The organism is Stenotrophomonas sp. YJH_SMC_91, from assembly GCF_059368495.1.
Window position 1 is genome coordinate 38280 of sequence record NZ_JCAFRT010000023.1, and the last position, 24132, is coordinate 62411.

Here is a 24132-nt window from a genome sequence, read left to right on the forward strand (position 1 = left end):
GGGCATGGCTCGGCTCTACAGAAGCACAGTCGAGCGCGGCTCGACTCCACACAAGCAGATGGACCCCGAATGTCTCCCGAACTTGCCTTGACCGAACTGCGTGGCGGCCTGATCACCGTGTTGTGGGTGGCCGGCCCGCTGCTGCTCACCGTGCTGGTGGTGGGCGTTGTGGTGGGCGTGGTGCAGGCCGCGACCCAGCTCAACGAACCGACCATCGCCTTCGTTGCCAAGGCGGCGGCACTGACCGCGGTGCTGTTCGCGCTCGGCAGCCTCCTGATCGGCCACCTGGTTGAATTCACCACGCTGCTGTTCCAGCGCATTCCACACCTGATCGGCTAGGACACGCGCCTCGATGGACGCCGCCACCCAGATGGCTGCCGACGGCCTGCAGGCCTTCGGCATGATCGGCACCGTGCTGTGGACCATGCTGCGCATCGGCGCGGTGGCCATGGCCATGCCCATGGTCGGCACCCGCGCGGTGCCGGCACGGATCCGCGTGATCCTGGCCGGTACCCTTGCCATCGCGTTGGCACCGCTGCTGCCGCCGGTTCCGGACTGGACCGGCTTCGATGCTGCCACCGTACTGACCATCGCCCGCGAGCTGGCCATCGGCGTGTCCATCGGCTTCCTGCTGCGGCTGGTGTTCGAGGCCGGCGCGATGGCCGGCGAACTGATCGCCCAGGGCACCGGCCTGGCCTTTGCGCAGATGAGCGACCCGCTTCGTGGCGGCACCTCCGGCGTGATCGGGCAGTGGTTCTACCTGCTGTTCGGCCTGCTGTTCTTCACTGCCAACGGCCATCTGGCGCTGATCTCGCTGGTGGTGGACAGCTACCGGGCGCTGCCGATCGGCGCGCCGCTGCCGGACCCGCACGCCTTCTTCAGCATCGCTCCGACCTTCCTGCTGACCGTGCTGCGCGGCGCACTGACCCTGGCCATTCCACTGACCGTGGCGATGCTGGCGGTGAACCTGGCCTTCGGCGTGCTGGCGCGTGCAGCCCCGGCACTGAATCCGATCCAGCTGGGCCTGCCGGTCTCACTGCTGCTGGGCCTGTTCCTGCTGGCCCTGCTGGCCGGGGAAATGGGCCCGCCGGTACAGCGCCTGTTCGATGCCGCCTTCCAGGCTGCGGACGCGGTCACACACTGACCCGATCATCACGTTTTACTGCTTGCCCTTCCCCCGGGTCTGCGCGCTAGAGTGAATGCGCGGCAACCGGGGGGATGCCGCACGTGGCCGCCGCCCTGCGTCGGCCTGCCTCATGCATGCCCCACCGTGGTTTCCGTCGACAGGCAGGTCCGGGAGACTGACGAATGCTGGTAGGCACGTACAACCCGTGGCTGGTGGCGATCTCGTTGCTGGTTGCCGTGATGGCGTCATACACCGCGCTGGCGATGGCCGGGCGCACGGTCACCGCACCCGGCAAGGGCGCGGCCTGGTGGTGGCGCCTCGGTGGTGGCTTCGCCATGGGCCTGGGCATCTGGTCGATGCACTTCATCGGCATGCTCGCCTTCGACCTGCCCATTCCGCTCGGTTACGACCTGCCGATCACCCTGCTCTCCCTGGCCCTGGCCATCGCCTCATCGGTGTTCGCGCTGTGGCTGGTTTCGCTGCGCACCCTGCCGCACCCACGCCTGGCCGGCGGGGCATTGCTGATGGGTACCGGTATTGCCGGCATGCACTACGTCGGCATGGCGGCGATGCGCATGCAACCCGGCATCGACTATGACCCGGGCTGGCTGCTGTTCTCGCTGATCGTGGCGGTCGCCGCCTCATGGACTGCGTTGTATGTGGCATTCCGCCTGCGCGCGCAGCGCACCCGCATCGGTGATCGCCTGGCAGCCGCTGGCCTGCTCGGGCTGGCCATTGTCGGCATGCATTACACCGGCATGGCCGCTGCACGCTTTCCGGAAGGCAGCATCTGCGGCGCGGCGGTCGGCGATGGCCTGCAGAACGAGTGGCTGGCGATGCTGGTAGTGGTGCTGACGGTCGCGATCCTCGCGGTGGTGCTGGTGGTGTCCTGGCTGGACCAGCGGGTGGAGGCGCAGCTGCTGCGGCTGCGCAATTCCATGCTGAGCACTTCGTTGACCGATGCGCAGCAGGAACTGACCCAGGCCGCACTGCATGATCCGCTCACCCGCCTGCCCAACCGCCTGCTGTTGCAGCGCCGCATCGTGCAGGCACTGGCCGAGGCCGAACAGGGCGGTAGCCGCTTCGCGGTGATGTTCATGGACCTGGACGGCTTCAAGCAGGTCAACGATGCCTATGGCCACCAGGCGGGTGACGCATTGCTGGTGGCGGTGGCCGAGCGCACCCGCCAGCTGCTGCGCCCGCATGACATGCTGGCGCGCCTGGGCGGCGATGAGTTCGTGCTGGTGGTGCGCATCGAGCACGATGAGGATCTGCCAACCCTCGCCCGGCGCATCCTGCAGGCGGTCGGCAGTGGGCCGTTGCTGCCGGACAACGAACTGCAGGTAACCGCCAGCATCGGCGTGGCGATCTGCCCGGATCACGCCGCCAGCGAGCGGCAGCTGATGGCCTTTGCCGACGCGGCGATGTACCAGGCCAAGGAATCCGGGCGCAACGCCTTCGTGCTGTTCGCCGACTGGATGAATGACAGCGCCGAACAACAGTTCCGGCTGCTGGCCGACCTGCGCCGGGCCATCGGCAGCGAGCAGCTGTTCCTGCACTACCAGCCCAAGATCCGCGTGGCCACGCAGAAGGTGGCCGGTGCCGAAGCATTGATCCGCTGGCACCACCCGGAGCATGGCCTGATTCCGCCCGATCGGTTCATCCGCCTGGCCGAGCGCAGTGGTGCGATCAACGAGATCGGGCGCTGGGCGCTGGACCAGGCCTGCCTACAGCTGCGGCGCTGGCACGATGCCGGTCACGAAGGCTGGTCGATGTCGGTGAACCTGTCGCCGGTGCAGTTCAGTTCGCCGCACCTGCTGCAGGATGTGCGCGCGGTGATCGAACGCCACAACATCGCCCCGCGCCACCTGGTGCTGGAAATCACCGAAAGCACGGTGATGCGCGATACCGACACCAGCCTGCGCCTGCTGCAGGCGCTGTCGGCGCTGGGCGTAGGCATCTCCATCGATGACTTCGGCACCGGCTATTCCAGTCTGCTGTACCTGAAGCGGCTGCCAGCCACCGAGATCAAGATCGACCATGCGTTCGTGCGCGACCTGGAACACAGTGCAGAGGACGTGGTGATCGTCTCGGCGATCGTGGCGCTGGGCCATGCGCTGGACATGGACATCGTCGCCGAGGGCGTGGAGACCGCCGCCCAGCGCGCCTACCTGGAGCGCCTGGGCTGCGACTACCTGCAGGGCTACCTGCTGGGACGGCCGGTCGATGCGGCGCGCTTCATGCAGCTGCACGACCTGCCCCGGCCGCGGGTGGAACTGGCGCAGAGCCCACCGCCCAGCGACAACGCGCCCCGGTAGCGCCGAGCCTGCGCTCGGCTCCCGCCGGGCACGGCCCGGCGCTACCATTGGTTGGCCTTCGGTAGATCCACGCCACGCGTGGATGCGCCGTTCCACCCTCATCCCAGGAAGCGCCCGTGGCCCTACGCACCCCCCTTGCTGGCCTGTTGCTGGCCCTTGCTGTTGGCCACGCTGCTGCCGCTGATCTGCCGTGGTCATTGCCAGCCGATGCTTCCCCGGCCCAGGTCGACGCTGCCCTGCAGGCCCTTGGCAAGGGCGTGCTGAAGTCGCCCAGCCTGACCGAGGTACAGCGCGGCCACGCGTTGGTGGCGGCGGGCCAGACGGCCGAAGCGCGGCAATCGATCCAGCGGGCACGCGCATCGCTTGCAAGCGACGGTGATACCGCAGCAGTGCAACGCTGGGTGCCGATGCTGCTGCTCGTCACCGCCGGCGAGCAGGACGCAGCGGAGTATGCGCGCGCCTTCCACGCCACCTTCGCCGCCCTCGACGACGTTGCGGCGGTGCAGGCCGGTGCCGCACTCTCGGCTGAGCCAGCCCCGGTGCGCGCCCAGCTGGAGCAGGCCGTCGCGGCACAGGCGGGGGCGACGACCATTGCCGAGGCCGTCGCCCTGGAACTGCTGCGCCTGCGGGCGGTACTGCGTGCGCAGACCCTGGCCGCTGCCCTGGCCCCTCCGCTGGTCGTGGCGGAAGAGCAGCGCCGCTTCGCCATCGACGACGCATTGCGCATCCCCGTTGGCGATGGCGTCGTGCTGTCGGCGCAGCTGGCCCGCCCTCGCGCCGCATCGGTGCCCCTGCCTGCGGCCATGCTGTTCACCATCTACACCGATCCACCCAAGAACCGGCAGAAGATGCTGCTGGCCGCCGCGCATGGCTACGCCGGCATCGTGGTCGATGCGCGCGGCAAGGGCCAGGGCAGCGGCACCATCGCCCCCTACGAGCATGACGGCGCGGACGCCAACGCGGCCATCGACTGGATCAGCCGCCAGCCATGGAGCGATGGCCGGGTGGCCATGTATGGCGGCAGCTACGAGGGCTTTACTGCCTGGGCGGCGGCGCGCCATCACCATCCCGCATTGAAGACCATCGTGCCCTACGTTGCCGCCATCCCCGGCCAGGGCCTGCCGATGGAGAACAACGTGTTCCTGAGTGCCAACTACGGTTGGGCGTTCTATGTGGCCAATGACCCGATGCTGGACAACGACACCTACAACCAGAACGAACGCTGGTCACAGCTGCCCCGCCGCTGGTATGCCTCCGGCCGCCCTTACCGGCAGATCGACCAGATCGACGGCACGCCCAACCCCTGGCTGCAGCGCTGGCTCGATCACCCGACGTACGACGCCTACTGGCAGTCGATGGTTCCCTATGGCGACCAGTTCGACGACATCCGCATCCCGGTGCTGACCATCACCGGGTACTACGACGACGGCCAGATCTCGGCACTGCAGTACTTCAAGGACCACCTGCGGCACCGCCCCGATGCCGATCACTCCCTGCTGATCGGCCCCTATGACCACCGCGGTGCGCAGTCGGCGCTCAAGCCGATGCAGCTGCGTGGATACGACCTGGACGCCGTCGCGCAGTTCGACACGCCCGCACTGACCTTCCAGTGGCTGGACCATGTGCTGCGCGGCGCCCCTCGCCCGGCGCTGGTGCCCGACCGCGTGAACTACCAGCTGATGGGCGCCAATCGCTGGGGGCATGCGGCAACACTGGACGCCGCCGCGGGCGCTCACCACCGCTACCACCTGTCGGCCGCACCCGCTTCGCCCGATGGCTACCACCGCCTGCAGGAACAGCCGCCAGCGCCGGGCCAGCTGGAGCAGACCGTGGACATGGCCGACCGCAACGAAATGCGGCACGGCTACTACCCGTTCCCCATCGTCGCAGCACAGGATGAAGCCGACACCGCGCTGGCCTATGTCTCGGAACCCTTCACCGGACCGATGGATCTGGTGGGCAGCTTCTCCGGCGACCTGAAGGTGCGGATCAACAAGCGCGACTTCGATTTCACCGTCACCCTGTACGAGCTGATGGCCGATGGACACCGGATGCAGCTGTCCTATTACATGGGCCGGGCCAGCCACGTGCGTGACCCGGGCACGCGCCAGTTGCTGCAGCCCGGCCAATGGACCCACCTGCCCTTCGATCGCACGCGCATGGTCGCCCGCCGCCTGGCTGCCGGCAGCCGCCTGCTGGTGAAGGTGGATGTGCTGAAGGACGCCATGCACCAGGTCAACCACGGCAGCGGCCGCGATGTCAGCGACGAATCGGCCGCTGATGCGGGCACCCCGCTGCAGGTGGATTGGCACAGCGACAGTGTTCTGACGATTCCCCTGCGCCCCGCCAGCGACTCCCTACAGTAGATCCATACCATGCGTGGATAGGCAACGGCCCATCACGGAACACTTCTTGCACGCACCCCGGCATCCCCTGCCGCAGTGCCCGTGATGTCCGAGAACGAATCCGCCGGCGAAAAGACCGAACAACCTACCGAAAAACGCCTGCGCGACGCCCGTGAACAAGGCAACCTGCCGCGCTCGCGCGAACTTGGCACCGCCGCCGTGTTCGGTGCCGGCGTGCTGGCGATGATGGCCATGAGCGGCTCGATCGGCCGTGGCGCCAGTGCCTGGATGAAGCACGCGCTCAGCCCGGAACAGGGCCTGCGGCAGAACCCGAAGGAACTGTTCGGCCACTTCGGCGACCTGCTGCTGCAGTTCATGCTGGTGATCGCACCGCTGGTGCTGGTCTGCCTGCTGGCCAGCTTCGTCGCCCCGTTGGTGATGGGCGGCCTGCGCTGGTCGCAGAAGGCGTTGCTGCCCGACATCAACCGCATGAACCCGATGAGCGGGCTCAAGCGCCTCTATGGCCCCGAGGCCATTGCCGAGTTCACCAAATCGCTGCTGCGCGTGGCGTTCGTCGGTGTGGCCGCCGGACTGGTGGTCTGGACCGGCTTCGACACCCTGCGCGGGCTGATCCACCACCCGCTGGAGACCGCCATCACCGACGGGCTCGGCTTCACCCTGCGCCTGCTGCTGGCCACCGCCGGCGCGATGCTGGTGCTGGCCGCCATCGATGCGCCGTACCAGCGCTGGAACTGGATGCGCAAGCTGAAGATGACCCGTGAAGAGCTGCGCCGGGAAATGAAGGAGAGCGAGGGCAGCCCCGAGGTGAAGGGCCGCATCCGCCAGCTGCAGCAGCAGATGGCCAACCGCCGGATGATGGAGGCGGTACCCACCGCCGACGTGGTGGTGGTCAACCCGACGCACTACGCGGTGGCCCTGAAGTACGAGGGTGGGACCATGAATGCTCCCACCGTGGTCGCCCTGGGCGTGGACGAAACCGCCCTGCGCATCCGTGAGGTGGCCGACGGCAACAAGGTCGCGATCGTCTCCGCCCCGCCTTTGGCACGCGCCTTGTATCGGGAAGGCCAACTCGGAAAGGAAATCCCCGTGAGACTGTATTCGGCCGTCGCCCAGGTCCTGTCCTACGTCTACCAGCTGCGCGCCTGGCGCACTGGCCCGATGCCGGACGCCCCGCACATCCAGGTGGATGAATTCGGCAAGGGGGGCCGCCCGTGAGCGCCCAGCCCTCCACCGGCTTCAACACCCGCCGCGCCCTGGAAATGATCCGCCAGGGCCTTGGCGCACCGCTGATCGTGCTGGCCCTGCTGGCCATGGTCGTGGTCCCGCTGGCCGCGCCGGTGCTCGATGCGCTGTTCACCTTCAACATCGCCATCTCGCTGATGGTGCTGCTGGCGGTGGTCTACGTGAAGCGCCCGCTGGACTTCACCATCTTCCCGATCGTGCTGCTGATCACCACCATGCTGCGGCTGGCGCTGAACGTGGCCTCCACCCGCGTGATCCTGCTCAACGGCCAGAACGGCCACGACGCCGCCGGCAAGGTCATCGCCGCCTTCGGCGAATTCGTGATCGGCGGCAACTATGCGGTAGGCATCGTGGTGTTCGCGATCCTGACCATCATCAACTTCGTGGTCATCACCAAGGGCGCCGGCCGCGTTTCGGAAGTGACCGCGCGCTTCATCCTCGACGCGATGCCCGGCAAGCAGATGGCGATCGACGCCGACCTCAACGCCGGTTTGCTGACGCGTGAAGAAGCCAAGCTGCGCCGCGAGGAAGTGCGCGAGGAAGCCGACTTCTACGGCGCGATGGACGGCGCCAGCAAGTTCATCCGCGGTGACGCCATCGCCGGCATCCTGATCCTGTTCATCAACATGCTCGGCGGCCTGGCCGTGGGCGTGTTGCAGCATGGCATGCCGTTCGGCGAAGCCGCTGCCACCTACACCCTGCTGTCCATCGGTGACGGCCTGGTGGCGCAGCTGCCGGCCCTGCTGGTCTCCAGCGCGGTGGCGATGCTGGTGACCCGCGCCTCGCGCTCGCAGGACATGGCCCAGGCGATGACCGGCCAGGTGTTCGGCCAGTACCGCGCGCTGGCGATCACCGCCGGCATCATCGGCGTGGTCGGCCTGGTGCCGGGCATGCCCAACGTCGCTTTCCTGACGCTGGCCGCTATCCTCGGCTTCATCGCCTGGAAGGTCTACCGCAAGGGCAAGGCCGCAGCCACCGACCCGGCAGCCGCCGGCAATGACGCGGCCGCACTCAACGCACTCGGCCGCCCGGCGGCACCTGCGCCGACCGCCGAACTGAGCTGGGACGAGCTGCGCCCGGTCGATCCGCTGGGCCTTGAGGTCGGCTACCGGCTGATCCCGCTGGTGGACAGCAACCAGGGCGGCGAACTGATGGCGCGCATCAAGGGCGTGCGCCGCAAGCTGACCCAGGACGTCGGCTTCCTGATTCCCTCGGTGCACATCCGCGACAACCTGGAACTGCCGGCCAACGGCTACCGCGTGCTGGTGCATGGCGTGCCAGTGGCCACCGCCGAGATCCACCCGGACCGCGAACTGGCGCTGGACCCGGGCAGCGCGCTGGGCACCCTGGAGGGCATTGCCGGCAAGGATCCCGCGTTCGGCCTGGATGCCACCTGGATCCAGCCGCACCAGCGTGCCCAGGCTGAAACGCTGGGCTACACCGTGGTCGACCCGGCCACCGTGGTGGCCACCCACCTCTCGCACCTGATCCGCGAACATGCGCCGGAACTGCTCGGCCACGAGGAAGTGCAGCACCTGCTGGCCAACCTGGCCAAGAGCGCGCCCAAGCTCGTCGAAGATCTGACGCCGAAGGCGCTGCCGCTGTCGGCAGTGGTGCGCGTGCTGCAGAACCTGCTGGTCGAGCGCATCCCGATCCGACAGCTGCGCAAGATCGCCGAAGCGCTGGTCGAACACGCGCCCAGCAGCCAGGACCCGGCGGTGCTGACCGCTGCCGTGCGCACCGCGCTGGGCCGCTTCATCGTGCAGGAGATCGCCGGAATGTCGGCGGAGCTGCCGGTGTTCACCCTCAACCCGCAATTGGAACGTGTCTTGCAGGAGTCCACGCAGGGCAACGGCGCCGCGCTGGAACCCGGACTCGCAGAGCGACTGCACCAGAGCCTGGCCGAATGTGTCAGCAAGCAGGAAGCGCGAAACGAGCCGGCGGTCGTGCTGGTACCGGGCCCGGTGCGCGCCGCGCTGGCGCGCCTGGTCCGCCACAGCGTTCCGTCGTTGTCGGTCCTGGCCTACAGCGAGGTGCCGGAGGACAAGCGCCTGAAGCTGGTCGGAACGATCAGCTGACGCCGCCCACCGATGCGCCAGAAAACAGACACCACCTTCGAACCAACGCAACAGACAGATACCAAGGGGAACCCGCACCGTGCAGACCACCGACCACCCGAGTTCTCCGACCGCCACCCCGCCGTCTTCGTCCCGTGACCACAGCATGAAAATCAAACGATTCGTCGCCGCCGACATGCGCTCGGCCATGAACCTGGTGCGCAAGGAACATGGTCCTGACGCCGTGATCCTGTCCAACCGCCGGATCGAGGAAGGCGTCGAGATCGTCGCCGCGGCCAACTACGACGAGAGCGCCGTGCAGCGTGCACTGGAAGCCTCGCGCCGTGATGTCGCACCGCCGCCGGCACCCAAGCCGCGCACCGCTGCTGACGCGGTGATCGCCGCGGTCACCCGCCGCCGCAGCGCTGCCCCGGCGCCGGAGCCGGTGGCCGCCACCACCTCGGCCGTGGCCGCCCTCGCCCGTGCGGCCGTGGGTGCCACCGGCCGCACCTTGGACAGCGCCGACGAGATCGTGCCGACCCGCGGCAGCACCGGCTTCGCAGCCACCCTGGCGCGCGCCGCCGTCAACGAACCGGCGCTGCCCGAACAGATCTTCGCCCCGTTCGCCGAGGCCATCGTCGCACCGGGCCCGGCCGTCACCGCGCCGGCCAACCGCGCCCGCTTCCAGATCGACCCGCCGCACGACACGCATCACGAAAGCGTGCCCCCCGCCGTGCAGCCGCCGCCGCTGCCGGGCGCTGCCATGGCCGATGTCCAGCCTGACATCGCCGCCAGCGAAACGGCAGCGCTCGAAGCCGCCGGCGAAGCCAGCCCGGCCCCCATGCTGGCCCCGGCACCGACGCTGACCGTGGTTGCCCAGGACGACGCCGAGATCCGCCAGCTGCGCCAGGAAGTGGCCGGCATGCGCCAGGTGATCGAGCGCGAGATGAACCGCTTCACCGACGAGCGCCTGCGTGGCAGCCCGGTGCGCGCCACCGCGCTGGACCTGATGGACGAGTACGGTTTCGACGCCGGGCTGGCCCGCGACGTGGCCATGCAGATCCCGCTGGAGACCGAAGCCCATCGTGGCCGCGGCCTGATGCTGGGGCTGATCTCGCGCAAGCTGCCGATCGCCCCGGTCGACCCGCTGGAAGAAGGCGGCGTGATCGCCCTGGTCGGCCCGACCGGCGCCGGCAAGACCACCACCATCGCCAAGCTGGCCTCGCGCTTCGCCGAGAAGCATGCGCCGCGCGACGTGGCCCTGGTGACCACCGACACCACCCGCATCGGCGCCCGCGAGCAGCTGTACGGCTACGGCCGCCAGCTCGGCATCGCGGTGCACGAGGCCAACAGCGGCACCGACCTGGACCAGCTGCTGGAACGCCTGAAGGACTACAAGCTGGTGCTGATCGACACCGCCGGGCTGGGCCCGCGCGACCGCGCGCTGGCCGCGCAGCTGCAGTGGCTGCGCGCCGCCCGCCAGGTACGCACCCTGCTGGTGCTGCCGGCCAACACCAGCTTCGGCGACATGGACGAGGTGGTCCGCCGCTTCGGCGCCGCCAACCTGCAGGGCCTGGTGTTGAGCAAGCTGGACGAGACGGGCCGCTTCGGCAACGCCCTGTCAGTGGCCGTGGACCACGCCCTGCCGATCACCTGGGTGACCGATGGCCAGGACGTTCCGGACGACCTGCACCGGGCCAGTGCAGCCAATCTTGTACTTCGCCTTGAAGATTTGCGCCGAGCGGCCGATATGCCCTGCAACCCGGAGTTGAACCATGCCGTCGCGTGAGTACGCCAAGCTGACCAAGACCTTCCCGCTGTCGGCCACCCGCAGCGAGCCGCTCGGCCCTGTGCGCACCATTGCCGTCACTGGCGGCAAGGGCGGCGTGGGCAAGACGAATGTGTCCGCCAACCTGGCGGTGGCACTGGCCGGGATGGGCAAGCGCACGCTGCTGCTGGACGCCGACCTGGGCCTGGCCAACATCGACGTGATCCTGGGGCTGAACCCGACCTTCACGCTGGCCGACCTGGTCGCCGGCCGCTGCTCGCTGGACGACGTCATCGTCGAAGGCCCGAACGGCGTGCTGGTGGTGCCGGCCGCGTCCGGCCGCCGGCACATGGCCGAGCTGGCCCCGGCCGAGCACGTCGGCCTGGTCAACGTGTTCTCCGAGCTGGAACGCGAACTGGACATCATGGTGGTGGACACCGCCGCAGGCATCACCGACGGCGTGCTGACCTTCTGCCAGGCCGCGCAGGACACCGTGGTGGTGGTCTGTGACGAGCCGGCCTCGATCACCGACGCCTACGCGCTGATCAAGGTGCTGTCGCGCGAACGCGGCGTGGACCGCATCCAGGTAGTGGCCAACATGGTGCGCGACCCCAACGAGGGCCGCGTGCTGTACGAAAAGCTGACCCGCGTCTGCGAGAAGTTCCTCGCCGATGTCTCGCTGAACTACCTGGGCTGCGTGCCGCAGGACGACTGGCTGCGCCTGTCGGTGCAGCGCCAGCAGCCGGTGGTGAAGGCCTACCCGTCCAGCCCGGCCGCGCTGGCGATCACCGAGATCGCGCGTCGCACCGCACGCTGGCAGGCGCCGACCGAACCGCGTGGCGGCGTCGAGTTCTTCCTCGAGCGCATCCTCAAGCAGCGCGGGGTGGCCGCATGAAAGGCGCAGCCCAGTACAGGGAAGTCCAGCGCTCGGCGGCCAACGAGGTCATCGCCCAGCATTCGGACCTGGTGCGGCGCATCGCCCACCACCTGGCCGCGCGGTTGCCGGCCAGCGTTGAAGTGGACGACCTGATCCAGGCCGGCATGATGGGCCTGATCGAAGCGTCGCGCAGCTACGACGCCGACCAGGGCGCCTCGTTCGAGACCTATGCCTCGATCCGCATCCGCGGTTCGATGATCGACGAGATCCGCCGTGGCGACTGGGTGCCGCGCTCGGTGCACCGCCGTGCACGCGATGCCGCCGCCACCATCCGCCGCCTGGAACAGAGCAGCGGCCGCGCCGCCAGCGCCACCGAAGTGGCCGCAGCGATGGAGATGCCGCTGCCCGAATACCTGCGGTTGATGGAAGACGCCGCACGTGGCCAGGTGCTGAGCCTGGAGTCGCGCATCGAGGACCAGGGCGAGCTGGACACCGTCGCCCAGGGCGGCCCGACCCCGCAGCAGGTGCTGGAGCGTGGTGAGTTCGGCCGCGAGCTGGGCAAGGCCATCGGCCACCTGCCCGAGCGCGAACAGCTGGTGCTCTCGCTCTACTACGAGCAGGAACTGAACCTGAAGGAGATCGGCGCGGTGCTCGGCGTGAGCGAGTCGCGGGTCTGCCAGATCCACGGCCAGGCGGTGCTGCGCCTGCGTGGCCGGCTCAAGATTTTCGAGGCGGCGGACGCCGGCCTGGAAGAATGAACATGCCCGAGGCGGCTGCCCCCGGCCGCCCGGAATGAACAACAAAGGAACTCTGCTTTGAACAAGAACATGCGCATCCTGATCGTCGATGACTTCTCGACCATGCGTCGGATCGTCAAGAACCTGCTGGGCGATCTGGGCTTCACCAATACCGCCGAAGCCGAGGACGGGCATGCCGCGCTGTCGCTGCTGCAGAGCCAGCCGTTCGATTTCGTGGTCACCGACTGGAACATGCCGGTGATGACCGGCATCGAGCTGCTGAAGGCGATCCGTGCCGATGCCAAGCTGAAGACCCTGCCAGTGCTGATGGTCACCGCCGAAGCCAAGCGCGAACAGATCATAGAAGCCGCCCAGAACGGCGTGAACGGCTACATCATCAAGCCGTTCACTGCGCAGACGCTGGAAGAGAAGCTCGGCAAGATCTTCGAACGCCTGGCGGCCAGCGCCTGATGGATACCACGGTCGACAAGAGCGCCCTCGCCCTGCGCCTGCAGGAAGCCCTGGACGCACTCGAGTCCGGTGACGAGGCCGCCTGGCGGCAGCGCATCGACGGACTGGTCGCGCTGCGTACGCAGCCGATGATGAGCGGCCTCTCGCGGCTGGCCCGCGAGCTGGGGCAGGCACTGGGTGAGCTGCCGACCGTGCCCAGCGAGGCCGGTGAGCTGGACGACGCCTGCGCACGCCTGGACCACGTGGTGGCCATGACCGAACAGGCCACGCACCGCACCCTGGACCTGGCCGAGGAATGCCGCAGCCTGACCGAACAGCTGCGCGCTGAAGGCCTGCAGCCTGGCCAGGACGCGCAGCTCGAGCGCATCCGCCACAACCTGACCGAGATCGCCCTGACCCAGAGCTACCAGGACCTGACCGGGCAGATCATCCGTCGCGTGGTCGGCATCGTCCGCCGCGTGCACGAGGGCTTCGGCGCACTCGGCCTGCCGCCGGAACAGCATCGCACCGACCCGGAACTGGCCGGGCCGGCACTGAAGGGACTGGACCGCCACGCGGTCTCGCAGAACGACGCCGACGACCTGTTGTCGGATCTGGGGCTGTAAGCATGAGCGCGGTATCCGACGACATCACTGCCGATTTCATCATCGAGGCACAGGAAATCCTGGATCGCCTGGGCGAACAGCTGGTGTCGCTGGAGCAGGCACCGCAGGACACCGAGCAGCTCAACGCGGTGTTCCGTGGATACCACACGCTCAAGGGCGGTGCCGGCTTCCTTGGCGTCACCGCGATGGTCGAACTGTGCCACGCCGCTGAAGAGGCCCTGGGCATCGCGCGTGCCGGGCAGGCGGTGCTGCAGGCCCACCACTTCGACGCCGCCCAGCAATCGCTGGACTACCTGCAGTCGATGCTGGACGCCGTGTCCTCCGGCACCGAGCCAGGCTATGCGCCGCCGGACCTGATCGCGCAGTTCGACATGAACGGTGGCACTGCCGCGCCGGTCGCTGCGGCCGCCCCTGCGGCAGCTGGCAGCGACCTGATCACCGACGACGAATTCGAGGCCCTGCTCGACCAGCTGCATGGCGGCAACGCACCGACCGCGGTCGCGCCGGCCAGGAAGGCCGACGACGGCCTGATCAGCGAAGACGAGTTCGAAGCGCTGCTGGACCAGCTGCACGGCGGCGCTGCGCCAGGCGCGAAGCCTGCTGCCACCGTCGCGGCAGCACCTGCCGCTGCAACGCGCCCGGCGCCCGTACCGGCGCCCGTCGCCAAGCCGGCGGCCAAGCCGATGGCCGAGGCCGAGCACACCGTGCGCGTGGACACCAAGCGCCTGGATGCGATCGTCAACCTGATCGGCGAACTGGTGCTTTCCCGCAACCGCCTGAAGACCCTGCGTGCACGCCTGCGCGACGAGGAGCTGGACCGCGCCGTATCGACGCTGGACATCGCCACTGCCCGCCTGCAGTCGGCGGTGATGCGTACCCGCATGCAGCCGGTGGGCAAGGTGTTCTCGCGCTTCCCCAAGGTCGCCCGCGACGTCGCCCGCTCGCTGAAGAAGGAAGTGGACCTGGAGCTGGTCGGCGCCGAGACCGAACTCGACCGCAACCTGGTCGAAGCACTGGCCGATCCGCTGGTGCACCTGGTCCGCAACGCCATCGACCATGGCGTGGAAATGCCCGACCTGCGCGAAGCACAAGGCAAGCCCCGGATGGGCCATGTACGCCTCTCAGCGCAGCAGGAAGGCGACTACGTCAGCATCGAGGTGCAGGACGATGGCGCCGGCATCGACCCGGAGAAGCTGCGCGCGAAGGCGCGTGAGAAAGGCCTGATCGATCCGGAAGCCGCCGCCCGCCTGAGCAGCGAGGAATGCCTGCACCTGGTGTTCCTGCCCGGCTTCTCGACCAAGCAGCAGGTCACCGACATCTCCGGCCGTGGCGTCGGCATGGACGTGGTGCAGTCGCGCATCCGCGAACTGAGCGGCCAGATCCAGATCCAGTCGGAACTGGGTCGTGGCAGCCGCTTCCTGATCCGCGTGCCGCTCACCCTCGCGATCCTGCCGACCCTGCTGGTGCAGGCCGGCGAGGACGTCTACGCGCTACCGCTGGCACGCGTGATGGAAGTGCTGCACGCGCCGCGCACCTCGCTGGGCTGGTTCGATGGCCGCGCCGTGCTTGATCGCCGCTCGCACACCCTGCCGCTGGTCGACCTGCGCCAGTGGCTGGATGTGACGCCGGCCGCGTCAACCCTGCTGACCATCGTGGTGCTGCAGGCCGGCGAAGCGCGCTTCGGCCTGGTCGTGGACCAGGTGCGCGGGCGCGAGGAAGTGGTCATCAAGCCACTGCCAAAAGCCCTGCGCGGCCTGCGCGGTTATGCCGGTGCAACGTTGATCGGCGATGGTCGCATGGCACTGATCCTGGACGTGGACGGCATACGCTGAACGCCGCCGGGCATGGCCCGGCGACCCGAAAACTGTGACTACCGTCTGTACGCATTCTCCCGGTGTCTCAAGTCCCATTCATACAAGCCGATACCGGAACCATGGATAGACTCAGCCTCATTGGACTCTTTCTCGCCCTGGCCTCGCTGGTCGGTGGCAGCATCCTCAAGGGCGCTGGCCTGGCGTCGTTGTGGTCGCCTGCGGCGTTCGTGATCGTCATCGTCGGTACCGTTGCCGCGATCCTGCTTCACACCTCGCCGGCGGTGTTCAAGCATGCGTTCAAGATCGTGCGCTGGGTCGTGCGCCCGCCGCACAGCGATCGCCGCGAACTGATCCAGCAGATCGTCGAGTGGAGCAACATCGCCCGCCGCCAGGGCCTGCTGGGCCTGGAATCGCAGGTGGAAGCGCAGCAGGACCCGTTCCTGCGCAAGGGCCTGCAGCTGCTGGTGGACGGCGTTGAACCCGAATCGATGCGTCACATGCTGGAGATCGAACTGGGCAGCCAGGAGCACCAGGACCAGGCCGGTGCCAAGGTCTTCGAAGCGATGGGCATCTACGCGCCCACGCTCGGCATCATCGGTGCCGTGCTCGGCCTGATCGCGGTGATGAAGAACCTGGCCGACCCGAGCAAACTCGGCCACGGCATCGCCGCCGCGTTCACCGCCACCATCTACGGCATCGCCTCGGCCAATCTGCTGTTCCTGCCGATCGCCGCCAAGCTCAAGAGTGTGATCTCGCACAACACCCGCGACCGCGAAATGGTCATCGAAGGCCTGATTTCGATCGCCCAGGGCGAGAACCCGCGCAACATCGAAACCAACCTCTCCGGCTTCCTGCACTGACATGGCCCGCCGCAAGCACCACGAAGAGCACGCCAACCATGAAGCATGGGCGATCCCCTATGCCGACCTGATGACGTTGCTGCTCGCCTTCTTCGTGGTCATGTACGCGATCTCCTCGGTCAACGAGGGCAAGTACCGGATCATGGCCGACGCGCTCACCGATGCCTTCGGCGGCGCACCGCGCACCATCAATCCGGTGCAGGTGGGTAACAAGCAGGTGCAGGGTGGCGGCTGGGACAGCCCCTCGGTGATCAAGTCCGGCACCAAGATCGGCCCCTCCGCGCCCGCGCCGTCGCACGACCCGACCCTGCTGCCGTCGATGGCCTCGCAGATGCGCATGCCGGTCTCCGTGCACAACCAGGAACAGATCGTCCGTGCCGAGCGCCAGCTCAACAGCATCGCCGACCGCCTCACCGCCGCGCTGGCACCGCTGATCGACCGCGGCATGATCAGCGTGCGCCGCACCGAGTTGTGGATCGAAGTGGAGATCAACAGCGACATCCTGTTCCCCACCGGCTCGGCCGCGCTGGACGTGCATGCACGGCAGACGCTGGCCAGCCTGGCCGAGGTGCTGCGCGACGTGCCCAACAGCGTGCGCGTGGAGGGCCATACCGACAACGTGCCGATCGCCACGGCCACCTTCCCTTCGAACTGGGAACTGTCGGCCGGACGCGCCGCCAGCGTGGTGCACCTGTTCGCCGACCAGGGCGTGCAGCCATCACGGCTGGCGATGGTTGGCTATGGCCAGTTCCGTCCGCGCGAAGAGAACGACAGCGCGCAGGGGCGCAACCGCAACCGCCGGGTGATGGTCATCATCCTGGCCGACACCTCGCATTCGGTGGATCCGCTTGGCCAGCGCCTCAACGCGGCCACCGGCGCCGTCGACGACAGCACCACCGAACAGGCCGCCGCAACTCCGGCTACCGCCCCCACCTCCCCCATCGCACCGGTGAAGTTGCCGCCGGTGCCGGCTGGCAGCCGCGTCGGCGCCGCCGTTCCCCCGGCAATGAAGGAGTAAACCGATGCGCATCTGGGCAGTCGCCAACCAGAAGGGCGGAGTCGGCAAGACCACCACCACCCTCGCCCTCGGCCGCGGCCTGGCCGCGCTTGGCCATCGCGTGCTGCTGATCGACCTCGATCCGCATGCCTCGCTCAGCCGCGCCTTCGGCGTGCCGGTGGATCCGCCGCCGGCGGGCGTGCTGGAACTGTTCGGCGCCCCGCCGGCCGATCTTTCCAGCCTGTGCCATGCCAGCAGCATCCACGGCCTGGACTACGTCTGCGCGCAGTCGGCGCTGGCCACGCTGGAGCGCCGCAGCGCCAACCAGCCCGGCCTCGGCCTGGCCCTGCAGAACGCACTGGCGCGTCACCAGGGCCAGCACGACTACATCCTGCTGGACTGCGCCCCCACCCTTGGCCTGTTGATGATCAACGCGCTGGCCGCTGCCGACCGCCTGATCATTCCCACCCAGGCCGAGCCGCTGGCCCTGCATGGCCTGGACGGCATGGTCCGCACCGGCGAGATGGTCGAGCGCTCGCGCCGCCGCCCGCTGCCGATCTCGATCCTGCCGACCCTGTTCGACCGCCGCACCCGCGCCGGCAACGAGTCGCTGCGCACGATGCAGGATCGCCATGGCACCCGCGTGTGGGAAGACGCCATTCCGATCGACACCCGCATCAGCAATGCCGCAGGCCTGACCCTGCCCAGCGTTGGTGAGGACTACCCGGGCCGCGGCCTGGCCGCCTATCGCCGCGCACTGAACTGGATCCTCGGTGAGGATGCTCGTGCCCTGGAGCAGGCCGCATGAACAGCACCGGCGTACTGGACGACTACCTGGACGAACTGCTGGGCGAAGCGATCGCCCCGGCGGCCGTCGTGCTGCCAACGCCGGACAGCGCCGCCCCGGCTCCGGACAGCACATCGGAACCGGAACGCGAGCCGACCTGGGATGACCTGCCGGCCGAGGTGATCTACGAAACCGACACCGTCGCCGCGGGCCCTGCCGTGGACAACGCCACGCTCGAAGCCGCCTTCGAGGCGGCCACAACGGCCGAGCGCGAGCCCACCTGGGACGATCTGCCCGCTGAAGTGATCTATGAGACGGACGCTGTTGCCGTTGCCCCGGCACAGGACGACGCAGCACTGGAAGCCGCCTTCGAGGCCGCCGCAATGCCGGTCGCCACTCCAGAGCGCGAACCGACCTGGGATGACCTGCCTGACGAGGTGATCCACGAGACGACCCCGGCCAAGGCCGGCCCGGAGCCCACCTGGGACGACCTGCCCGACGAAGTGATCTACGAGACCGACGCGGCCGACAGCCATCAGCTCGCCCACACTGACAGCCCCGGTCTGCAGGCTGCGTTCGAAGCCGCTGCTGGTGGCGAGGATGTCCCCACGCCGCCACCGGCCGTGGTTGCGCCCCCGGCACCGCGCCCTGCACGCGCGCCCGCCCCGGCCGCGCGTGCTGCCGCCGCGCCGCCGCCCCGCGTTGCCCTGGATGCCCCCGCCACCAACCGTCCCGGTACCTGGCAGGAGCTGCAGGCGCAGGCGCACCAGCCCGCCAGCAGCCCGCACCCGCAGAACCGCCGCGCCGGCGAACGCACCTCGCGCTGGCTGCGCCTGCGCTGCGGGACCCAGGCCTATGCGCTGGAACTGTTGAAGGTCCAGGAGGTCGTGCTACCGGTGCCACTGCTGCCGTTGCGTGGCACCGCGCCGGCCATGCTCGGCATCATGAACCTGCGCGGCCAGGTGGTGCCGGTGATGGACCTCGGCCTGCACCTCGGCGCCGCAGCGGCAGAAGACGATGCCCAGACCCGCATCGTGGTGCTGGAAGAGGACGGCGAGACCATCGGCCTGCGCGTGTCGGCAGTGGAAGATGTCGCCAACCTCACCGATTCACAGATCGAACCCCCGGATACCGCCCGCATCTGCCAGATCTCCAATGATCTGTTCCGCGGCGTCGCCCGGGTCAGCCAGCGCCCGATGATCCTGCTGGACGCCACACGGCTGCTGAGTTGATCTGGAAAAAAGGGGACGGAGGGGATTAAGTCGCAAGTGGCTCGGCGCTTTGCGCCGAAGCGGTGCCTGTCGGGGACGCAAGGAGTTGATCCGTTGGATCAACACCTTGCGTCCCCACTGCGCGGTCGCCGTTGCCGAGGGGGCTGCAGTAGAGCCAGGTCGCTTGCGACTTGATCCCCGCCGTCCCCTTTTCAGCTGCGACCGCATCGACGCACCGCGTCGATTCCTCTAAAGAACCCCGCCGGGGTGCCGTTATGGATCACGGAACCGTTTGTCCGGAGCAACGATGAGCACTGTCGAACTGGGTGAGGATCTCGGCATCGAGAGCAGCACCGAGCTCAAGAACCGCCTCGCCCCGCTGGTGGCGCAGGCAGGCGAGCTGACCCTGGATGCAAGCCAGGTCGCCCGCATCCACACGGCCGCCGTGCAGGTGCTGTGTGCATTCGTGCAGGCCCGCCGCGATGCAGGCCTGGGCACCGGCTTCCACGGTTGCACCGCAACCTTCCGTGACGCCGCACGCCTGCTGGGCGTCACCCAGGCCCTGGGCCTGGACGTAACCCATGACAACCTGAAATCTGTGGAGAACGCTGCATGAGCGCACGTATCTTGGTGGTGGACGATTCGGCGTCGATGCGCCAGATGGTTTCCTTCGCCCTCACCTCGGCCGGTTTTGCCGTCGAAGAAGCCGAAGACGGCGCGGTCGCGCTGGGTCGCGCCAAGGGCCAGCGCTTCAACGCGGTGGTCACCGACGTCAACATGCCGAACATGGACGGCATCGCGCTGATCCGCGAACTGCGCCAGCTGCCGGACTACAAGTTCACCCCGCTGCTGATGCTGACCACCGAATCGGCCGCCGACAAGAAGTCCGAAGGCAAGGCCGCCGGTGCCACCGGTTGGCTGGTCAAGCCGTTCAATCCGGAACAGCTGGTCGCCACCGTGCAGAAAGTGCTGGGCTGATCGCCCCGCACCGCTCCCCTTCTTCGCTTCCGGACCACCACTGCCATGAGCATGGACCTGCAACGCTTCCACGCCACCTTCTTCGAGGAGAGCCGCGAAGGCCTCGACGCGATGGAGGCTGGCCTGCTGGCCCTGGAATCGGGGCAGCAGGACGCGGAGATCATCAATTCGGTGTTCCGCGCCGCCCACTCGATCAAGGGCGGCGCCGGCACCTTCGGCTTCGATGCCATCGCCGGCCTGACCCACGTGCTGGAAACGCTGCTCGATGAGCTGCGTGCCGGCAAGCGGGCCCTGGAAGGCCATGCCGTCGATGCCATGCTGTCCTCGGTGGATGTACTGCGCGCCCTGCTGCGCGAAGCCGAACATGGCCAGGCCGCAGACCCCGCTGCGGTCGCCGCAGTGAAGGCGCGCCTCGAAGCCGTTCTCTCCGGCCAGGCCGCACCGAGCGCGCCGGCCGCTGCCGCAGCCAAGGTGGACGATACGCCGGAAGCCTGGCAGATCGGGTTCACCCCGGCACCCTCGCTGTTCATGAGCGGCAACGACCCGTTGCGCATCATCCGCGAACTGGAACACCTCGGCTCGCTGCAGGTGGCCGCGCGCATGGAACGCCTGCCGGGCTTCGCCCAGCTCGACCCGCTGGAGGCCCACCTGGCGTGGGACCTGGGCCTGGTCGGCAAGGTGCCGCGCAGCAAGATCGAAGACACCTTCGCCTGGGTACTGGACGACTGCGAGCTGGACATCCGTCCGGCAGCGCCGCCGAGCCTGGCAACCCAGGCGCCCGTTGCTGCATCCCCTTCCACACCTGCTGCCGTCGTGCCGGCAGCGCCTGCTGCGCCTGCCGCCGGCGGTGCTGCCACCCAGGAAGCCGAAACGTCGATCCGCGTCAGCGTCGACAAGGTCGATGCGCTGATCAACCTGGTCGGCGAACTGGTCATCACCCAGGCCATGCTCAAGCAGGTCTCGCACGCGCTGGACCCGGTCCACGCCGAGAGCCTGTTCGCCGGCCTGGACCAGCTGGAACGCAACACCCGCGACCTGCAGGAAGCGGTGATCGGCGTGCGCATGCTGCCGGTCGACGCGGTATTCCGCCGCTTCCCGCGCCTGGTCCGCGACCTGTCCAGCCGCCTCGGCAAGCAGGTGCGCCTGCGCACCGTCGGCGAGGGCACCGAGCTGGACAAGGGGCTGATCGAGAAGATCGCCGATCCACTGGTGCACCTGGTGCGCAACTCGATCGACCACGGCCTGGAAATGCCCGACGTGCGTCGCGGCGCGGGCAAGGACGAAACCGGCACGATCACCCTGGCCGCTTCGCACCAGGGCGGCCATATCGTCATTGAAGTGAGCGACGACGGCCGCGGCCTGGATCGCGCCAAGATCCTGGCCAAGGCCACCGAACGCGGCCTGGCCGTACCGGACAACCCGACCGATTCGCAGGTCTGGGACCTGATCTTCCAGCCAGGCTTCTCCACTGCCGATGCGGTCACCGACCTGTCCGGGCGTGGCGTCGGCATGGACGTGGTTCGCCGCAACATCCAGGCACTGGGCGGTGAGGTCCAGATCGAAAGCAGCCTGGGTACTGGCACCCGCACGCTGATCCGCCTGCCGCTCACCCTGGCCATCCTCGACGGCATGACCGTGGCCGTTGCCGGCGAAACCCTGATCCTGCCGCTGGCCTATGTGCTTGAGGCGTTGCAGCCGCAGGCCGAGGACATCCGCAGCATGGCCGGCGAAGGCCGCGTGCTGCGCGTACGTGGCGAGTACCTGCCGATCCTCTCGCTGAGCGAGTACTACGGCTACGGCAACCGTGCGCCGGGCAGTGAATCGCTGGTGGTCGTGGTCGAAGGCGATGGCCAGAAGATCGCACTGGAAGTGGACGAACTGGTTGGCCAGCAACAGGTGGTGGTGAAGAACATCGAGAACAACTACCGCCGTATCGGCGGGGTGTCCGGTGCCACCATCCTTGGCGACGGCCGCGTCGCGTTGATCGTCGACATCGGCGGACTGGTGCGCTCGTTGCGGATGCCGCAGGCCGCCTGATCCACGCTGCATGCGTGTACTGGACCGCCGCCCTTCGGGGCGGCGGTTTTTGTTTGTGCGCGCTCTGCCAAGGGGTCGGATCCCTTTCCGCAGGAAAGGGATCCGACCCCATCCCTTCTGTGAACTCCGTCGCCATGATGGTTGCGGGCGCAACTACTTCATCCAAGCGAAAGCACGCCGCTGCAACGCTTTCGCGCTGTCATCCCTACGCAACCGAATGTGATCTGCGTCCATAAAGTCCACGCGGACGGCGCCGTTATTTCGCAATGACGGTCGTCACCGAACCCCACCGGGCACCCCCGTTCGCTCTGCAACCACCCCCGAACCGGCGCACAGACGCCGGCACTCTGCCCACCTGGAGCACCCTGCATGAAGTGGTTCCAAGATCTGCCCATCGCCCGCAAGCTGGCCGTGGGGTTCACCCTCACCACCTTGATGACCCTGATCCTCGGCGCCTTCGCACTGCTGCGCCTGAGCGAAGCCAACGCGCAGTTGCGCGAGATGGCTGGCAACGACATCCCCTCGGTCCAGCACCTGGGCGAGGCGCGCTCGCAGCTGGGGGAATTCCGCACCTATGAACTTGCACAGCTGAGCATGCTCGACCAGCCGGAGAAGGTCGCCGACTACAACAAGCGCATGGACGACACCGCCAAGGCCGTGCATGACGAGCTGGCCGCTTACTCGGCGCTGCCGGCGCTGGCCAAGGAGCGTGAACTCTATCGCGCGGCCAGCGCACAGCTGGACCGCTACTTCGCCGCCAACAAGGCGATGCGCGACGCCGTGGCCGCCGGTGATGGCGCTCGGGCACAGCAGATATCCGACGAGCAGTCGCGCCCGGCGCGTCGCGACCTGTTCGCTGCGATGAAGGCGCTGGGCACCCACATCGCCGGCCAGATGGACGGCAAGATCGCCGACGCCAACGCCACCCATCGCAACAGCATGATCGCCATCATCGGCTGCATCGTCCTGCTGTCCCTTGTGGCCGCTGCGCTGGCCATCGTCATCTCACGTGCAGTGACCGGCCCCCTGGGCAAGGCCGTGAACGCCATCCAGGCCGTCGCACGCGGCGACCTCAGCGTCACCACCCAGAGCACCGGCAAGGACGAGGCTGGCCGCATGCTGGCGGCCACCGCCGACATGACCGCGATGCTGCGCCGCTTCAGCGAACAGACCCAGCTGATGGCACAGATGCATGCCGGCCCGGACATCAGCCACCGTATTCCGGAAGACTTCCCGGGCGTCTACGGCCAGCTGGCCAGCGGCATCAACACGGTGATCTTCGAACACCTCGATGCGATCGTCGATGCCATTGAAGTGCTCAACCAGTACGCCATCGGCAACCTCGCCCCGGACGCCCGCCGCCTGCCCGGCAGCCGCGCGATCCTGCACGAGTCGATGGACGCGGCCAAGGCCAGCCTGCTGGCCATCAACACGCAGATCCAGCAGCTGGCCTCGGCCGCCGCCGCCGGCGACTTCAGCCAGCGCGGTGATGCGCAGCGTTTCGATCACGATTTCCGCGTGATGATCGAGCAGCTCAACAGCATGATGCAGGTGGCCGACGGCAACCTCGGCCAGCTCTCGCAGCTGCTGCAGTCGATCGCCGCCGGCGACCTGACCGCACGCATGGACGGCCAGTTCAACGGCGTGTTCGCGCGCATGCGTGACGACGCCAACACCACCGTCGCACAGCTGACCCAGATCGTCGGCCAGATCCAGGCCAGTGCCTCCAGCATCACCTTGGCCGCTGGCGAGATCGCGTCCGGCAACAGCGACCTGTCGCGCCGTACCGAGCAGCAGGCCGCCAACCTGGAAGAGACCGCCGCCTCGATGGAGGAACTGACCTCCACCGTGCGCCAGAACGCCGAGCACGCCCGCCAGGCC

General features: G+C 68.2%; 20 protein-coding genes. All 20 read left to right on the plus strand.

All coding sequences use genetic code 11. The features are described 5' to 3' along the window. Nucleotides 1–69: 69 nt before the first annotated feature. Nucleotides 70–339: a flagellar biosynthetic protein FliQ gene (locus AC5P5X_RS19495; RefSeq protein WP_005413254.1), complete on the plus strand. Its 270-nt coding sequence runs from the start codon at nt 70–72 to the stop codon at nt 337–339. 13 nt (nt 340–352) lie between these two features. After that, on the plus strand, nt 353–1144 hold the full coding sequence (fliR, locus tag AC5P5X_RS19500; protein ID WP_005409539.1) for a flagellar biosynthetic protein FliR: 792 nt from the start codon (nt 353–355) through the stop codon (nt 1142–1144). Between the two features lie 164 nt (nt 1145–1308). Beyond that, the gene (locus tag AC5P5X_RS19505; protein ID WP_060380339.1) at nt 1309–3444 is read left to right on the plus strand and encodes a putative bifunctional diguanylate cyclase/phosphodiesterase; all 2136 of its coding nucleotides are present in this window, start codon (nt 1309–1311) and stop codon (nt 3442–3444) included. A 116-nt stretch (nt 3445–3560) separates the two neighbouring features. Beyond that, on the plus strand, nt 3561–5810 hold the full coding sequence (locus tag AC5P5X_RS19510; protein WP_099527248.1) for a CocE/NonD family hydrolase: 2250 nt from the start codon (nt 3561–3563) through the stop codon (nt 5808–5810). A gap of 84 nt (nt 5811–5894) precedes the next feature. Continuing rightward, on the plus strand, nt 5895–7025 hold the full coding sequence (gene flhB, locus AC5P5X_RS19515; protein ID WP_062606962.1) for a flagellar biosynthesis protein FlhB: 1131 nt from the start codon (nt 5895–5897) through the stop codon (nt 7023–7025). Between the two features lie 44 nt (nt 7026–7069). Further along, nucleotides 7070–9130, plus strand: a complete 2061-nt coding sequence (gene flhA, locus AC5P5X_RS19520; protein WP_169449112.1) for a flagellar biosynthesis protein FlhA — start codon at nt 7070–7072, stop codon at nt 9128–9130. 145 nt (nt 9131–9275) lie between these two features. After that, nucleotides 9276–10898, plus strand: a complete 1623-nt coding sequence (gene flhF, locus AC5P5X_RS19525) for a flagellar biosynthesis GTPase FlhF (protein WP_111188870.1) — start codon at nt 9276–9278, stop codon at nt 10896–10898. Next, entirely contained in the window at nt 10885–11772 is an 888-nt protein-coding gene (locus AC5P5X_RS19530; protein WP_005409532.1) for a MinD/ParA family ATP-binding protein, read from the plus strand. Before flhF ends, AC5P5X_RS19530 begins: the two co-directional genes overlap by 14 nt. Then, complete coding sequence (locus tag AC5P5X_RS19535; protein ID WP_005413248.1) at nt 11769–12512, plus strand: RNA polymerase sigma factor FliA; 744 nt, start codon at nt 11769–11771, stop codon at nt 12510–12512. The genes AC5P5X_RS19530 and AC5P5X_RS19535 overlap by 4 nt, the downstream gene beginning before the upstream one ends. A gap of 57 nt (nt 12513–12569) precedes the next feature. Next, nucleotides 12570–12962, plus strand: a complete 393-nt coding sequence (gene cheY / locus AC5P5X_RS19540; protein ID WP_005413247.1) for a chemotaxis response regulator CheY — start codon at nt 12570–12572, stop codon at nt 12960–12962. Further along, nucleotides 12962–13567: a protein phosphatase CheZ gene (locus AC5P5X_RS19545; RefSeq protein WP_010482455.1), complete on the plus strand. Its 606-nt coding sequence runs from the start codon at nt 12962–12964 to the stop codon at nt 13565–13567. Before cheY ends, AC5P5X_RS19545 begins: the two co-directional genes overlap by 1 nt. Nucleotides 13568–13569: 2 nt before the next feature. After that, nucleotides 13570–15399, plus strand: coding sequence for a chemotaxis protein CheA (locus AC5P5X_RS19550; protein ID WP_111188869.1), 1830 nt, complete (start codon nt 13570–13572; stop codon nt 15397–15399). Between the two features lie 101 nt (nt 15400–15500). After that, nucleotides 15501–16241, plus strand: coding sequence for a flagellar motor protein (locus tag AC5P5X_RS19555; RefSeq protein ID WP_005409527.1), 741 nt, complete (start codon nt 15501–15503; stop codon nt 16239–16241). A gap of 1 nt (nt 16242) precedes the next feature. After that, nucleotides 16243–17259 carry a flagellar motor protein MotD gene (gene motD / locus AC5P5X_RS19560; protein WP_111188868.1) on the plus strand — a complete coding sequence of 339 codons (1017 nt, stop codon included), beginning with the start codon at nt 16243–16245 and terminating at the stop codon, nt 17257–17259. Between the two features lie 4 nt (nt 17260–17263). Then, nucleotides 17264–18046 (plus strand): ParA family protein, encoded by a 783-nt coding sequence (locus AC5P5X_RS19565; RefSeq protein ID WP_005413243.1) that lies wholly within the window; start codon nt 17264–17266, stop codon nt 18044–18046. Next, a complete protein-coding gene (locus AC5P5X_RS19570) occupies nt 18043–19257 on the plus strand; it encodes a chemotaxis protein CheW (RefSeq protein WP_227843739.1) in 1215 nt (404 codons plus the stop codon). The genes AC5P5X_RS19565 and AC5P5X_RS19570 overlap by 4 nt, the downstream gene beginning before the upstream one ends. A gap of 286 nt (nt 19258–19543) precedes the next feature. Continuing rightward, nucleotides 19544–19852, plus strand: coding sequence for an STAS domain-containing protein (locus AC5P5X_RS19575; RefSeq protein WP_012480094.1), 309 nt, complete (start codon nt 19544–19546; stop codon nt 19850–19852). Beyond that, a complete protein-coding gene (locus AC5P5X_RS19580; protein WP_005409521.1) occupies nt 19849–20214 on the plus strand; it encodes a response regulator in 366 nt (121 codons plus the stop codon). Before AC5P5X_RS19575 ends, AC5P5X_RS19580 begins: the two co-directional genes overlap by 4 nt. A 45-nt stretch (nt 20215–20259) precedes the next feature. Beyond that, a complete protein-coding gene (locus AC5P5X_RS19585) occupies nt 20260–22251 on the plus strand; it encodes a chemotaxis protein CheA (protein ID WP_005409520.1) in 1992 nt (663 codons plus the stop codon). 369 nt (nt 22252–22620) lie between these two features. Then, on the plus strand, nt 22621–24132 hold a 1512-nt coding region (locus AC5P5X_RS19590), incomplete at its 3' end, for a HAMP domain-containing methyl-accepting chemotaxis protein (protein ID WP_143566766.1).

Excerpts from the sequence above, each read along its gene's own strand:
- AC5P5X_RS19535 (WP_005413248.1), top strand. The coding sequence starts at position 11,769 with ATGAAAGGCGCAGCCCAGTACAGGGAAGTCCAGCGCTCGGCGGCCAAC.
- AC5P5X_RS19580 (WP_005409521.1), top strand. The coding sequence starts at position 19,849 with ATGAGCGCACGTATCTTGGTGGTGGACGATTCGGCGTCGATGCGCCAG.
- fliR (WP_005409539.1), top strand. The coding sequence starts at position 353 with ATGGACGCCGCCACCCAGATGGCTGCCGACGGCCTGCAGGCCTTCGGC.
- AC5P5X_RS19550 (WP_111188869.1), top strand. The coding sequence starts at position 13,570 with ATGAGCGCGGTATCCGACGACATCACTGCCGATTTCATCATCGAGGCA.
- AC5P5X_RS19570 (WP_227843739.1), top strand. The coding sequence starts at position 18,043 with ATGAACAGCACCGGCGTACTGGACGACTACCTGGACGAACTGCTGGGC.
- AC5P5X_RS19565 (WP_005413243.1), top strand. The coding sequence starts at position 17,264 with ATGCGCATCTGGGCAGTCGCCAACCAGAAGGGCGGAGTCGGCAAGACC.
- AC5P5X_RS19585 (WP_005409520.1), top strand. The coding sequence starts at position 20,260 with ATGAGCATGGACCTGCAACGCTTCCACGCCACCTTCTTCGAGGAGAGC.
- AC5P5X_RS19505 (WP_060380339.1), top strand. The coding sequence starts at position 1,309 with ATGCTGGTAGGCACGTACAACCCGTGGCTGGTGGCGATCTCGTTGCTG.
- AC5P5X_RS19555 (WP_005409527.1), top strand. The coding sequence starts at position 15,501 with ATGGATAGACTCAGCCTCATTGGACTCTTTCTCGCCCTGGCCTCGCTG.
- AC5P5X_RS19575 (WP_012480094.1), top strand. The coding sequence starts at position 19,544 with ATGAGCACTGTCGAACTGGGTGAGGATCTCGGCATCGAGAGCAGCACC.
- AC5P5X_RS19545 (WP_010482455.1), top strand. The coding sequence starts at position 12,962 with ATGGATACCACGGTCGACAAGAGCGCCCTCGCCCTGCGCCTGCAGGAA.
- flhB (WP_062606962.1), top strand. The coding sequence starts at position 5,895 with ATGTCCGAGAACGAATCCGCCGGCGAAAAGACCGAACAACCTACCGAA.
- AC5P5X_RS19530 (WP_005409532.1), top strand. The coding sequence starts at position 10,885 with ATGCCGTCGCGTGAGTACGCCAAGCTGACCAAGACCTTCCCGCTGTCG.
- flhA (WP_169449112.1), top strand. The coding sequence starts at position 7,070 with ATGATCCGCCAGGGCCTTGGCGCACCGCTGATCGTGCTGGCCCTGCTG.
- flhF (WP_111188870.1), top strand. The coding sequence starts at position 9,276 with ATGAAAATCAAACGATTCGTCGCCGCCGACATGCGCTCGGCCATGAAC.
- motD (WP_111188868.1), top strand. The coding sequence starts at position 16,243 with ATGGCCCGCCGCAAGCACCACGAAGAGCACGCCAACCATGAAGCATGG.
- AC5P5X_RS19495 (WP_005413254.1), top strand. The coding sequence starts at position 70 with ATGTCTCCCGAACTTGCCTTGACCGAACTGCGTGGCGGCCTGATCACC.